The sequence below is a fragment of the Bacillus sp. 0102A genome, from assembly GCF_036765155.1.
GTDB lineage: Bacteria > Bacillota > Bacilli > Bacillales > Bacillaceae > Bacillus > Bacillus subtilis_G.
On the sequence record NZ_JBAIZW010000002.1, the window covers coordinates 450572 to 464381 of the forward strand.

At 43.4% G+C, this 13810-nt stretch carries 10 protein-coding genes and 1 pseudogene; 1 reads left to right on the top strand and 10 read right to left on the bottom strand.

Features of this window, described 5'->3' with window-relative positions:
- Position 1 precedes the first annotated feature (1 nt).
- The 4 genes from ctaE to cyoE all read right to left on the bottom strand — a co-directional run bounded on the left by ctaE (position 2) and on the right by cyoE (position 4753).
- The gene (gene ctaE, locus V6D41_RS06675) at positions 2-625 is read right to left on the bottom strand and encodes a cytochrome c oxidase subunit III (protein ID WP_333517667.1); all 624 of its coding nucleotides are present in this window, start codon (positions 623-625) and stop codon (positions 2-4) included.
- Entirely contained in the window at positions 625-2493 is a 1869-nt protein-coding gene (gene ctaD, locus V6D41_RS06680) for a cytochrome c oxidase subunit I (protein WP_333517668.1), read from the bottom strand. Before ctaD ends, ctaE begins: the two co-directional genes overlap by 1 nt.
- Before the next feature lie 32 nt (positions 2494-2525).
- A complete protein-coding gene (coxB, locus tag V6D41_RS06685) occupies positions 2526-3596 on the bottom strand; it encodes a cytochrome c oxidase subunit II (protein WP_087992170.1) in 1071 nt (356 codons plus the stop codon).
- A 239-nt stretch (positions 3597-3835) separates the two neighbouring features.
- Complete coding sequence (gene cyoE / locus V6D41_RS06690) at positions 3836-4753, bottom strand: heme o synthase (RefSeq protein WP_039073848.1); 918 nt, start codon at positions 4751-4753, stop codon at positions 3836-3838.
- 351 nt (positions 4754-5104) lie between these two features.
- Between cyoE and ctaA the strand changes: the two genes are divergently transcribed.
- Entirely contained in the window at positions 5105-6025 is a 921-nt protein-coding gene (gene ctaA, locus V6D41_RS06695) for a heme A synthase CtaA (protein ID WP_148961911.1), read from the top strand.
- A gap of 37 nt (positions 6026-6062) precedes the next feature.
- On the opposite strand, the gene V6D41_RS06700 is transcribed toward ctaA, so the two are convergent.
- The 6 genes and pseudogenes from V6D41_RS06700 to glsA form a co-directional block, all read right to left on the bottom strand.
- A complete protein-coding gene (locus V6D41_RS06700; RefSeq protein WP_442893053.1) occupies positions 6063-7061 on the bottom strand; it encodes a cryptochrome/photolyase family protein in 999 nt (332 codons plus the stop codon).
- A 12-nt stretch (positions 7062-7073) separates the two neighbouring features.
- Positions 7074-7612, bottom strand: a pseudogene (locus V6D41_RS21515) (deoxyribodipyrimidine photo-lyase); the annotation flags it as partial.
- A complete protein-coding gene (pyc, locus tag V6D41_RS06710) occupies positions 7560-11006 on the bottom strand; it encodes a pyruvate carboxylase (protein WP_333517670.1) in 3447 nt (1148 codons plus the stop codon). The gene pyc and the pseudogene V6D41_RS21515, both read right to left, overlap by 53 nt.
- A 74-nt stretch (positions 11007-11080) precedes the next feature.
- Positions 11081-12292 (bottom strand): FtsW/RodA/SpoVE family cell cycle protein, encoded by a 1212-nt coding sequence (locus tag V6D41_RS06715; protein ID WP_333517671.1) that lies wholly within the window; start codon positions 12290-12292, stop codon positions 11081-11083.
- Positions 12293-12497: 205 nt separating this feature from the next.
- Entirely contained in the window at positions 12498-12779 is a 282-nt protein-coding gene (locus V6D41_RS06720; RefSeq protein WP_003221339.1) for a YlaN family protein, read from the bottom strand.
- Between the two features lie 97 nt (positions 12780-12876).
- Positions 12877-13806: a glutaminase A gene (glsA, locus tag V6D41_RS06725; RefSeq protein WP_333517672.1), complete on the bottom strand. Its 930-nt coding sequence runs from the start codon at positions 13804-13806 to the stop codon at positions 12877-12879.
- Positions 13807-13810 lie beyond the last annotated feature (4 nt).

Consider the following 13810-nt stretch of genomic DNA (forward strand, 5'->3'; position numbering starts at 1 on the left):
TTTATCCCACCATCCCCATTAAGTATACAACGGTAAAGATAAAGACCCACACGACATCAATAAAGTGCCAATAAAGACTGGCAACATAAAACTTAGGCGCCGTATACAGGTTCAGTCCCCTTTTGGCATTGCGTATCATCAGCGTGCTGATCCACATAAGCCCAAATGCCACGTGGGCGCCGTGTGTACCGACAAGCGTGTAAAACGCGGAACCGAGTGCAGAGCTTGTGATGGTAAAGCCAAACTCATGGGTGTAATGCTTAAACTCATAAATCTCCAATGCTAAAAAGCCCGCCCCCAATAAGATCGTAATTCCCAGCCAAAGCTGCATTTTGCCGAAAGAAAAGTTCTTCATGTGGTACATCGCATACACGCTCGTTAAACTGCTTGTTAATAAAAGCATTGTGGCGATAAACACAAGCGTCACATCAAACATTTCCGTCGTAGGCGGGTCACCGGCGTTTGAATTCCGAAGTGCGAGAAACGTTGCGAAGAGAGACGCGAACAGAACTGTCTCTCCTCCAAGAAAAAGCCAAAAGCCTAAAAATTTATTTTTTCCTTCCAGTGTTGCTTTTTCGGGAGAAGCTGGAAAGGTTTCTGCAGTGAATTTTTCTTCAATTTGCATTATGCCTTCACCCCTTTATCATCGTTCGGCAGTTCTTCTTTATGAATATGATAGCCGTGATCATCAATGACTGAGCGAAGCAGCATCGTAATAAATGTGATACCGAGTCCGATAAAGATCACCGGCAGGCCCCAAGCGTGATCTGTTCTGTACATCAGCCCGAAAGCTGCGACAAAGAGGCCGAAAGAAATAATGAGCGGCAGGATTGAGCCGTTCGGCATATGAATATCATCAACCGGTTCAGCCGGCGTCATTGAGCTGTGCCCTGCCTGCTTCTCAATCCAAAGCGGATCAAGCCCTCTGACAAAAGGAAGCTGTTTAAAATTATACTCAGGCGGCGGTGAAGAAACAGTCCATTCAAGCGTACGTCCGTCCTGCCATGGATCGGCTCCGACATATTCTCCTTTTATCGATGTCCAGATGACATTGACCAGCAGAAGAATAACTGCCGCCGCCATAAAAAACGCCCCGATTGTACTGATCAAGTTGCCGGTTTCAAGACCCTGGCCTGGTAAGAACGTATAAACCCGGCGCGGCATACCCATTAAACCGACAAAATGCTGTATGAAAAACGTAAGGTGAAAGCCGATAAAAAACAATACAAATGAAATTTTCCCCATCGTCTCATGCAGAATTTTACCGAACATTTTCGGCCACCAGAAATGCACACCGGCTAAAAGGCCGAATACCACACCGCCAATAATGACATAGTGGAAATGCGCCACCACAAAATACGTATCATGGAACTGATAATCAGCAGCAGCCGCTGCCAGCATAACTCCCGTTACACCGCCGAGCACGAAGGACGGTATAAATGAGACGGCATACAGCATAGCGGTCGTATACTTTACATTTCCTCCCCAAATCGTCAAAAGCCAGTTGAAAATTTTAATCCCGGTCGGAATCGCGATAGCCATTGTGGCAACCGCAAAAATCGCATTTGCAATCGGTCCGAGACCTGTTGTAAACATGTGATGGACCCAAACCATAAAACCTAGAAAGCCAATAAGCACGATGGCAAAAACCATTGATGAATACCCAAACAAACGCTTTCTGGCGAACACAGGAATGACCTCTGAAAAAATACCGAATGCAGGCAAAATCAGGATATAAACCTCCGGGTGGCCAAAGATCCAAAATAAATGCTCCCAAATGACCGTATTCCCGCCAAGCTCTGGATTAAAGAAATTGGTGCCGAACAGCCGATCCAGCATCATCAGAGCCAATCCGGCCGTAAGCGGCGGAAATGCAAACAAAATCAATGCCGAAGCCACAAATGTCGTCCATGTAAACAAAGGCAGCCTCATGTACGTCATGCCGGGCGCCCTCATGTTGATAATCGTGGCCAAAAAATTAATCCCGGCTATCAGCGTCCCGAGCCCCGATATTTGCAGTCCGAGGACGAAAAAGTCTATGCCATGCCCTTCAGAATGAAGCGAAAGTGAGGCGTATGACGTCCAGCCCGCATCTGGCGCTCCGCCCAAAAACCAGCTTAGATTTAAGAAGACGCCCCCGAAAAAGAAGAGCCAAAAACCGAGTGAGTTTAAAAATGGAAACGAAACGTCACGAGCCCCAATCTGCAAAGGCACGACCGCATTCATCAAGGCAAATAAAAGCGGCATCGCAGCCAGAAAGATCATCGTCGTCCCGTGCATTGTCATGACTTCATTGTACGCTTGAGCACTGAGAAAAGCATTTTCCGGCTTTGCAAGCTGAATTCTAATAAACATCGCTTCAATTCCGCCGACAAGAAAGAAAAATCCCCCGGCGATTAAGTAAAGAACCGCGATTTTTTTATGGTCCACCGTCGTCAAATAATCCCAAAGTATAGATCCGCGCGTCCGCTTTTCTGTAAGCGTATTCAACATATGCGACCTCCCCTAATATCTCCCTTTCTTCCCTACTTGCTTTCCGTTTTTAAGCCTTTTAAGTATTCATAAAGCGCATCTGTTTCACTGTCTGAGAGCTTCGGATATGTTCCAGTCATTTTGTTCCCCGGTTTTATGCTCTCAGGATCCTTCAGCCAATCCTTCACATTTTCTTCGTTAGCGTCTTTCACCCCTGCCACTTTTGCCCTTTCACCGAAGGTCGCTAAGTTGGGGGCCGTTCTTGCTGCTTCTGCCCGCTTATCATTCGGCTCGACCGCATGGCAGCTCAGGCAGTTCTTCTCTTTAAACAGTTCTTCGCCCTGCTTAGCCAAATCACTCTCTGCTGTAGACTTATAGTTTTTCATTTCTTTTGTCCAGCCCTGAAATTCTTTTGCAGACATCGTCTTTACTTTAAAATCCATCAGCGCGTGTGAAGGGCCGCAAAGCTCTGCACACTTTCCAAAAAACATATCTCCTGCCTCTTTGCTTCGTTTTGAATCAAATGTCAGGAAAAACTTATTTTCATTATCCGTATTCGTATCAAGTTTTCCTCCAACTGAAGGAATCCAGAAGGAATGTTTTACATCTGAGGCTTTTAAATTAAAATACACACGCTGGTCTGTCGGCACAATCAGCTCCTGACTTGTGATAATTCCGTAATCAGGGTATTCAAACTCCCACCAATATAAATTTGCCCGAACATTGACTACAAGAGCATCTTCAGCTTTGCGGCTTTTCTTATCCATTGGTGATGTATCTGCTAGCTCTAGCGTATATAGTACGACAGGGATCACAAGAATAATGAGCAGCAAAATCGGGATCACGGTCCATGTGATTTCTAAAAATTTGTTCCCCTCTACCTGTTTCGGTATCGTATTCTCACCGACCCGTGATCTTCTGAATCTCACAATCACATAAAAGAAGATAACAGATACTACTGCAACAACAACCACCATAATCAATGTGCTGAGCACTGTCAGGTCATACTGTTTATCAGCCACCTCGCCAGCAGGCTTGAGCGTGGATAAAAAAGGTTTTCCACATCCGCTTAATAGAAGCGGCACTAAGGCTAATAATGAAATAAGACGCCAATGCTTTACCATTTCACCCAACCCCTTTTCTGGTCAATACAAAGGCGGAGAGCAGATCGAAATTCGTCGCAATCCAGCCTATCCCCAATAAAGCACTTACATTTCCACTTCTCTTAAAATATGAGTTTTTTGACTCAAAATGCCATCTATGTATAAAAGTAAAGCCGCCTGATTAAACAAAAGGTCAAGGCGGCATTTACTAGTTGTCATCGATTATTTTGAAGCGATAAAACAAGCAATGTATCTATTTTTTAAAAAAGAGTCAAGACAACCATGGCAACGAAATAGATTGTCATGTAATTGAGCGAGTAAATGAACATCTGCGTTGCCCACTTCATGATATTTTTGGTGCGGAGGCCCATCAAGCCGAGAATCAGCCAGCCGATATTTAACAGCAAGCCGAGAATGACAATCGGCAGGCCCAAGCTTCCAAGGAAAAACGGAAGCGGCATCAGGCACGCAACCCACACAATAATTTGTCTTTTTGTCACTTCAAATCCGTATACGACAGGAAGCATCGGAATATTTGCAGCTCTGTAATCCTCAGTTTTCTTAATAGCCAATGCTAAAAAATGAGGGATCTGCCAAATAAATAAAATCATGAATAATACCCATGCCACGACACCGATATGCCCTTCCACTGCCGTCCATCCAATAAGCGGCGGAACAGCACCGGAAACACTTCCTACTACTGTGTTAATCGTATAGCGGCGTTTCGTCCACATTGTGTACAATACAACATACGTAAAGACTCCGATAAAACCGATAACAGCAGCCATGACAGTTGTCATCAGCAGCATGATCAATCCTAAAGCAACCAGCAAAATTCCGGACCATAACGCCTGATTCGGCTGAATTTTACCCGTAACCGTCGGTCTTACTTTCGTGCGCTCCATCAGATGATCGATATCCCGGTCATACCAGTTATTGATCGCGCAAGAGCCCGCAATAATCAGAGATGACCCGATTAATGTAAGAAGAACGGTGTTTATATTGCCTAAAAAACTCAAACCGGAAATATGCAGTGCAAGCCACATTCCAGTAAAAGTCGTGATGAGATTGGAATTGACGATCCCTATTTTAATAAGGGACAGAAAATCTTTCCATGCCGTTGTTTCTTCAATTTGTCCGTCTATAGCTGTATCATTTATGATTCTGGAGTTAGCCATAACGTAAACCTCCCTTACAAACCTAACGCAGGACAATAAAAAACCTGCAACTCTATCATACAAGATAACATCTTGTAAAAAAACATCCTATTAAATATTAAACGACAAACAGGAATTTATTTGTGAACTTTTTATGAATTTTACCAAAGAAAAAGGCAATCGCGAAATCGGCAGTGCGTTTACCTTATTTCTATCAGACCCGGCCTGAATAATCAAGTGTACATTTTCCGGAAGCCGCCATTCTATTATATTTTTGTGAACAAAAGGCTCTAAGAATTGCCTCAAAACACATATTCGCTTACACTTGGAACGTATATAAAATTGCAGCAGTATGTTAAGAAGGTGAATTAAATGAATAAAGCATTAAAAGCTCTCGGTGTTCTGACAACATTTGTCATGCTTATTGTTTTAATCGGGGGAGCCCTCGTTACAAAAACAGGTTCCGGCCAAGGATGCGGCAGACAGTGGCCGCTGTGTCACGGCCGTTTTTTCCCTGAAATGAATCCGGCTTCAATTATTGAATGGAGCCACAGATTCGCAAGCGGGATCTCTATTATCCTTGTGTTAAGCCTTGCGTTTTGGTCATGGAGAAAAATCACGCCGATTTTCCGTGAAACAACGTTTCTCGCGATCATGTCTATTATCTTTTTATTTCTACAGGCACTGCTTGGCGCATTGGCCGTCGTATTCGGTTCAAACGCGCTGATTATGGCGCTTCACTTCGGCATCTCATTGATATCTTTCGCTTCAGTGCTTATTTTGACGTTGCTTATATTTGAAGCTGACAAATCAGTTAGAAAACTGGTTAAACCGCTTAAAATCGGCAAAAGAATGCAATTTCACATGATAGGAATATTAATATATACCTATATCGTTGTGTATACAGGCGCATATGTAAGACATACAGAATCAAGCCTGGCATGTCCTGATGTGCCGCTGTGCAGTCCGCTGAACAATGGACTTCCGACTCAATTCCCTGAATGGGTGCAAATGGGCCACAGAACAGCAGCATTGCTCTTGTTTGTATGGATTATTGTGGCCGCTGTTCATGCTATTACTTCCTATAAAGATCAAAAGCAGATCTTTTGGGGCTGGATCTCATGTCTTATTTTTATTACATTACAGGCACTGTCCGGTATTATGATCGTGTATACTGAACTGGCTCTGGGATTTGCTCTTGCCCACTCGTTCTTTATTGCCTGCCTGTTTGGCGTTCTATGCTATTTCATATTATTGATTGCACGGTTCCGTTATGAATCCAGACAATCATAAAGATTTTAGACCAAAGCTTCCAGTGCTTTGGTCTTTTTTATGTCATATTTTTTGCCGTTTCATATGTTTCAATGGCCGGCCTCCGCTGAACTTGATGATCAATGAGCGGCTTTGGATAATCCTCGCCGATGATGCAGGATGAACTCCCTTCAATTTGAGGCGTCATTTTCCATGGCTCGTGAAGAAATTCATCCGGAATATGTTTCAATTCGGGAATGTATCTCTTAATAAACAGCCCATCCGGATCAAACTTCTTAGATTGGGTGACAGGATTAAATATCCTGAAGTACGGCACAGCATCCATCCCGACAGAAGCAGCCCACTGCCACCCGCCAATGTTAGATGCAGGATCGTAATCAATTAATTTATCAGCAAAATATGCTTCCTCGAGACGCCAATCGATTAAAAAGTCCTTAACGAGAAAAGAAGCAGTGATCATGCGAAGCCGGTTATGCATCCAGCCTTCTTTGTTAAGCTGCCTCATCCCCGCATCAACGATCGGAAAACTAGTGCACCCTTCACACCACGCTTGAAACAGCTTGTGATCATGATTCCAGCTGATGTTGCAGAACCTCTCATCAATTTCCGTCTCAGCCATGTGCGGATGAGCGGCGTATACCATGTTGTAAAAGTCGCGCCAAGCCAGCTCCTTGATAAAAACGTCCTTCGCTCCTTGCGGCGACTCATGCTGCAGTACTGCATAATATACCATACGCGGTGACAAGACGCCGGTTTTTAGAAACCGGGACAGCTCGCTGGTGCTATTTGCAAAAGGAATGTCTCTATTTTTATGGTGCATTGACAGCTTTTCATCTATAAATCGGAAGAGAGCCTCTTTTGCAATGGAGGCATCAACATGCACCCAGTGTCTTTTGCTGGACTGCACAAGATGTTCCAGCACCCGTTCGCCCTGATTAGATAACGACTGATTTCTAATCATCTGTGTTGAACATAAAAAATGAGGATCGATCTCCAACATTTTCGGCTTTTCAGCCTTTGACCATGATCTAAAATATGGCGTAAACACCTTATACATACTGCCATCTTGTTTCACGATGTCATCCGCACCGTGAATATGTGCATCTGTCCACGGCGAAGGATAAATCCCGTTTTTTCTTAAAAACGCTGATACTTCATGATCCCGCTGCGCTTCGTATCCTGCGTCATCCTGATTATAAAAAATCGCATCAATTTCATATGCATCCATCAGCCTGCGAAACATATGTATCGCTTCAAGATAAAAGATGTGCAGATAGAGTCCCTTTTGTCGCGCTTCATTTGTAAAAACAGATAGTGTCTTAAAAAAATATTCTGGCTCATATCATACTTCATATCTACAAAGTGAGGATCGACCTGAAAGATCGGAAGCAGACCAGCCTGTTTTTGTTTTGAATAGGAAATAGCTTTTGACAGTGCTGTATTGTCTTCAAGCCTTAAATCTCTTCTAAACCACACAATGACAACTTTCATTTGTTTCACTCCGCTTTTTTCTAAAAAACAAGAGTGTATATCAAATGATATACACTCCGGTTTATTATGCTTTTTCAATTTCGATAAGCAGATCTCCCGTTTGGATCGGCTCGCCATTTTTCACATGAACCTGCTTGATTGTTCCTGAGAAAGGCGCCTGAACCGTTGTTTCCATTTTCATCGCTTCATTGATCATCAAGTGATCACCTTTATTGACTTTTGCACCTGCCTCAGTCAATACCTTAATAACCGTTCCAGGCATGGAGGCAGCGATGTGGGTTGGGTTTGTCCGGTCCGCTTTCAGCTTTTCCTGAACGGAAGACTTAATGCTTTCATCTTTAATGACAACTTCACGCGGCTGCCCGTTCAGTTCGAAATAAAGGACGCGAGTGGCATCAGGCTGAGGCTCGCCGATTGAAATCAGCTTAACGATCAGCGTTTTTCCGCGCTCAATTTCCACTTCTATTTCTTCACCTAATGTCATGCCATAGAAGAATGTCGGTGTATCTAATACCGAAATGTCTCCATAGCTTTCTGCCGTTTTCACATAATCAGAGAAGACTTTAGGATAAAGGGCATACGCAATAGTATCTTGATCTGAAATCTCCAAGTTATGCTGCTCTTTAAATTCCTGTTTGATCGCTTCAAATGATACCGGCTCAAGCAGTTCTCCAGGTCTGACCGTAATTGGCTCCTGCCCTTTTAAGATCAGCTTTTGGAGTTTTTGCGGGAACCCACCATGAGGCTGGCCGATATTTCCTTTGAATAGCTCAACAACTGAATCAGGGAAATCCAATGATTCGCCTTTTTCGTACACGTCCTTTTCAGTCAAGTTGTTTTGTACCATGTAGAGCGCCATATCTCCAACGACTTTTGAGGAAGGCGTGACCTTCACGACATCGCCGAACATATCGTTGACGCGTCTGTACATTTCTTTGACTTCATTCCAGCGGTCACTCAGGCCTACTCCCTTGGCCTGCTGCTGCAGGTTGCTGTATTGGCCTCCAGGCATTTCGTGTTCATAAATTTCAGTATGCGGTGACTTCATTCCGCTTTCAAATTCGCTATAGTATTTACGCACTGACTCCCAATATTGGGACAGCATTTCAACACCTTGGACATTCATTTCCGGGCGGCGGGCGTTGCCTTCCATCGCATGATAAAATCCGCTCGCACTAGGCTGAGACGTTAACCCCGCCATTGCGCTGACCGCCACGTCTATGATATCAACGCCTGCTTCAACAGCTTTTGCATACATATAAATACCGTTTCCGCTCGTATCATGCGTATGCAGGTGAACCGGAATGTCAATCGTCTCTTTCAATGCAGAAACGAGTTCATATGCAGCCTGCGGTTTTAACAGCCCTGCCATATCTTTAATCCCGAGAATATGAGCTCCGGCAGCCTCAAGCTCCTTCGCCATCGACGTATAATAAGCAAGATCATATTTCGTGCGATTCTTGTCAAGGATATCACCTGTGTAACAAATCGCAGCTTCTGCCACTTTGCCGGTATCCCGAACAGCATCAATGGCTAATGTCATCCCTTTTACCCAGTTTAAGCTGTCGAATATACGGAACACGTCAATACCGGATTGAGCGGATTGTTTCACAAATTCTTTAATCACATTGTCCGGATAATTCGTATAGCCGACTGCGTTTGATGAACGGAGCAGCATCTGGAATAAGGTATTCGGCACTTCCTTTCGAAGGTCCTCCAAACGCTTCCACGGATCTTCTTTGAGGAATCGGTAGGCTACATCGAAGGTCGCGCCTCCCCACATTTCCATGCTGAATAGCTCAGGCCATAAAGCAGCCGTCGGATTCGCGATTTTTTTCAAATCATGTGATCTGAATCTTGTTGCCAATAAGGATTGGTGTGCATCCCTGAATGTTGTATCAGTTAAAAGGACAGATTTCTGTTCCTTCACCCATTTCGCAAGACCTTCAGCACCTTTTTCATCAAGGATTTGCTTCGTTCCTCTGGCAGGCTCCTGATCAACGCCTGCTTTTACGTGTATCGGCTTGTCAAACGCCGGTTTTTCTTTTTTCCCGATTCCAGGGAACCCGTTCACTGTCACATTGCCGATGTACGTGAGCATTTTCGTGCCGCGGTCTTTCTGTTTAGGGAAAATAAATAGCTCAGGTGTTGTATCAATGAAGGACGTATCATATTGTCCTGTCAGGAATTTATCATGTTTTGCAACGTTCTCAAGGAACGGAATATTTGTTTTAATGCCTCTGATTCTAAACTCCTGAAGGTTTCGGACCATTTTGGCCGCCGCCTGTTCAAATGTTAAAGCCCAAGTTGAAAGCTTAACGAGAAGTGAATCGTAATACGGGGTAATCACGGCGCCTTGGAAGCTGTTGCCAGTGTCTAGCCGGACACCAAAGCCGCCGCCAGAGCGGTAAGCCATAATTTTTCCTGTATCGGGCATGAAATCATTCTGCGGATCTTCAGTCGTTACCCGTGACTGAATTGCATAACCGATTGTAGAAATGTCCTTTTGCTGTGGAATATTTACTTTTTTGCTGTGAAGACTGTGTCCCTGGGCAACAAGGATCTGTGTTTGGACAATATCGACACCGGTAATCATTTCTGTAATTGTATGTTCAACTTGAACGCGCGGGTTTACTTCAATGAAATAGAACTCGTTGTTCGCGACAAGGAACTCAACCGTACCGGCGTTTATATAATCCACATTTTTGGCAAGCGCAACTGCCGCTTCGCAAATTTGATCTCTCAATTCAGGTGACAGCGAGACACTCGGCGCTACTTCGATTACTTTTTGATGGCGTCTTTGAACAGAACAATCCCTTTCAAAAAGATGAACCACGTTGCCCTGCTTGTCCCCAATGACTTGAACTTCAATGTGCTTAGGGTTTTCAATCAGTTTCTCTACATATACTTCGTCATTGCCAAAGGCTGCTTTTGCCTCTGATTTTGCACGATCATATGCTTCTTTTACTTCACTTTCACTTCTGACAATTCTCATGCCGCGTCCGCCGCCGCCAAGAGAAGCTTTAATAATCATCGGATAACCGTGCGTTTGTCCGAATTGTTCGACGGCTTCAAGCGTTTCTGCAGGACCATCGCTTCCCGGGATTACAGGAATTCCGGCTTTTTCTGCCTGTTCACGCGCTTTCACCTTATCACCAAACATATTTAAATGTTCAGAAGTAGGACCGATGAACACAATGCCTTCTTCTTCACAGCGTTTGGCGAAATGTATATTCTCAGATAAGAAACCGTATCCCGGATGGATTGCATCCACTTTGTTTCTTTTCGCAATATCAATGATACCCTCAATATCCAGGTAAGCATCAATCGGTTTTTTTCCTTCGCCAACCAGATACGCTTCATCTGCTTTATAACGATGATAGGAACCGGAATCTTCTTTTGAATAGACCGCAACTGTACGAATATTTAATTCTGTACAAGCACGGAATATACGGATTGCAATTTCTCCCCTGTTTGCTACTAACACTTTTTGTATAGATTGCTGTGACAAACTTTTTCCCCCTTACCCGAAATGGAATATAATCTATCATAAAGGAATATCCTTCCCATGTACACACTTGTTTTTTACAGATAAACAGTTTTTTCAAGCTGTTTCTTCTTCATTCCCTTTGACGCCACGGGCTCTTTCTTTTTCTTATTCTCTGAATATTTCACGAACATACTGATATTGGCTAATATTCCCATACTCGCCAGCAGCAGCACTAAAGAAGACCCCCCGTAGCTGATAAACGGCAGCGTAACTCCTGTAATGGGAATTAATCCGCTGACACCGCCAAGGTTAACAAACGATTGGATGGCAATCATGCTTGAAATACCGATCGCTAGAAGACTTCCAAACGGGTCCTCGCATTTTCTGGCTATATAAAAGCCTTTTATGACGATAAACCCCAATAGAATAATCACAAACAATACCCCAAAAATACCAAGTTCTTCGGCAATGACAGCCATAATAAAGTCAGTATGCGATTCAGGAAGATAACCGTATTTTTGAATACTTTCACCTAGTCCCATACCGAAAATACCGCCTGATCCGATTGCATAATAGGAATTAATCACTTGCAGGCCAGATGAATCCGCATATTTAAACGGATCTTCAAGGCTCTCAAAACGATCTAAACGCTTTTCTGACAGGATTTTATCCTTGTTTAAATAAATAATCGGACTGACCAAGAGTAAAACAATCCCCCCCAGTAAAATAAGCCTTGCCAAAGTCTTCCCGCTGAAACCGGAACACAAAATCATGCAAGCCGCAATTAATCCGATAATCGCCGCAGTTCCGAAGTCAGGCTGCATAGCGATCAAACCGCAAAGAATGATTGTCATCACCACCGGAGGCGCAACTCCCGTTAACAGATGATCAATATAGCTTTGTTTTTTGGCGTATACGGCTGCAAGGTACAATATGACCACTAGCTTGACAAATTCGCCCGGCTGCATGCTCAGTCCGCCAATTTTAAACCAGCTTTGCGCGTTTCCGGCAACATGTCCGAATACGAACAGCGAAATGAGCGCAAAAACAGAAACAAGCAGCATTCCCTTCTGAAACTTTTGGTGAGCCAATGCTTTGTAAGGAAACAAAGCCATGAGAATAAAAAGAGCGCCACCCGCAATTAAAGCAAACAGCTGCCGCATGAAGAAAAAATTACTGCTTACGTTATAACGAGAAACAGCCGTAATCATACTTGAACTGTATACCATCACTAAACCGAATCCGCATAATAAAACAATTGCGAATATCAGTGAGTAATCATAAGATTTCAGCATTTTTTTTAACATAACATCCTCTTCCCTGCTTCCAACTTCCATTATCTATGGTTTTTATGTATTGATCTTTTTTATTTTACTACAATTTATCAAACAAGATGAAGAATCTCTATACGATTCGGAAGGAATGTGTAAAAAAAGACCGTCTCCGAGAAGGTGGGAGAAAATGTGCGGTTATAAAAAAACCCAAACTGTTAACAAGTTTGAGTTTTATCATTTATTTACCTGTAAACGCGTCATGCAAAGCAGACAATTCGCGCTCCAATGTGTATAAAAGGTCTTTACCGTCTTTTTCATCAACCAATCCCAGGCGGACAGCAAAATCGATTTCCCTCGAAAGCCCGAACATTTGAGTATCTAATACCTCTTCATATAGAGGACATTGAGGCATCGTTAAGTTATCCATTTGTACTCGGATCAGCTTCAAAATCTTCTCAGCGTCAACTTTTAAGAGCTCAAAAGCTTTTTGCCGATGGTCAACTATCATCTCTGAAGCCAAAAGTATCCCTCCGTTCCCCAGGCGAGTACCTAATTCTTCTATTTATCATAAAGGGTATCAGCAGAAAATGCAAGAGGATTTAAGCAGATGACATAAATTAAAAAATACTCAGTTTGTACATTTCAGACATGATTTCCAAAAGCTTCACACCCGCAATGCTGTTCCCTTTTTCGTCCAATGCCGGGCCAAAAATACCAATCCCGAAATCGTATGGCGAAATGCCCATAATCCCTCCGGATACGCCGCTTTTCGCAGGAATTCCGACCTTAATCGCAAATTCGCCGCTTGCATTGTACATTCCGCACGTCACCATAAATGTTTTGCAAATTCTCGCAACATCTTTTGAGATAACTTGCTCCCCAGTCTCGGGGTGTCTGCCGTTCAGCGCAAATACAGATCCGATTTTCGCCAAGTCCAGACTGTTCATTTCAATCGCACATTGCTTCGTGTATAAATCCATTACCGCTTCTACATCATCTTCAAAAATCCTGTACTGTTTCATATAATAACACATTGCCCGATTAATCATCGACGTGCTGTATTCGGATTCAGCCACTTCCTGGCAATATGTAATCTGTTGGTTGTTTGTCAGTTTTCTGATAAAAGAAAGTAAATAATCAAGTCTCTCTTTTACCGTTTTCCCTTTAATCAAGCTGGTCACTACCAATGCACCGGCATTGATCATAGGGTTTAACGGCTTGCTCGGATTCACTGTTTCAAGCTTGATAATTGAATTAAACGGATCACCAGTCGGCTCCTGTCCGACATAGCTGAAGACCTTATCCTTGCCGTATTCCATTAACACCAAAGCAAGCGAGAGCACTTTCGATATACTTTGAAGCGTAAATGTTTTTTCCACGTCACCCGCTGACAGACAAGTAGTATTGGAATAATAAATCGCCACTGACAGATCGTGTTGATCAGCTTTTGCCAAGGCAGGAATATAACTGGCTACCTCCCCCTTGTCCGTCATCTTTTTCGCTTCGTTCACTAAGGTTTCAAGCTCGTCATTATGCCGGCATACCATGCAA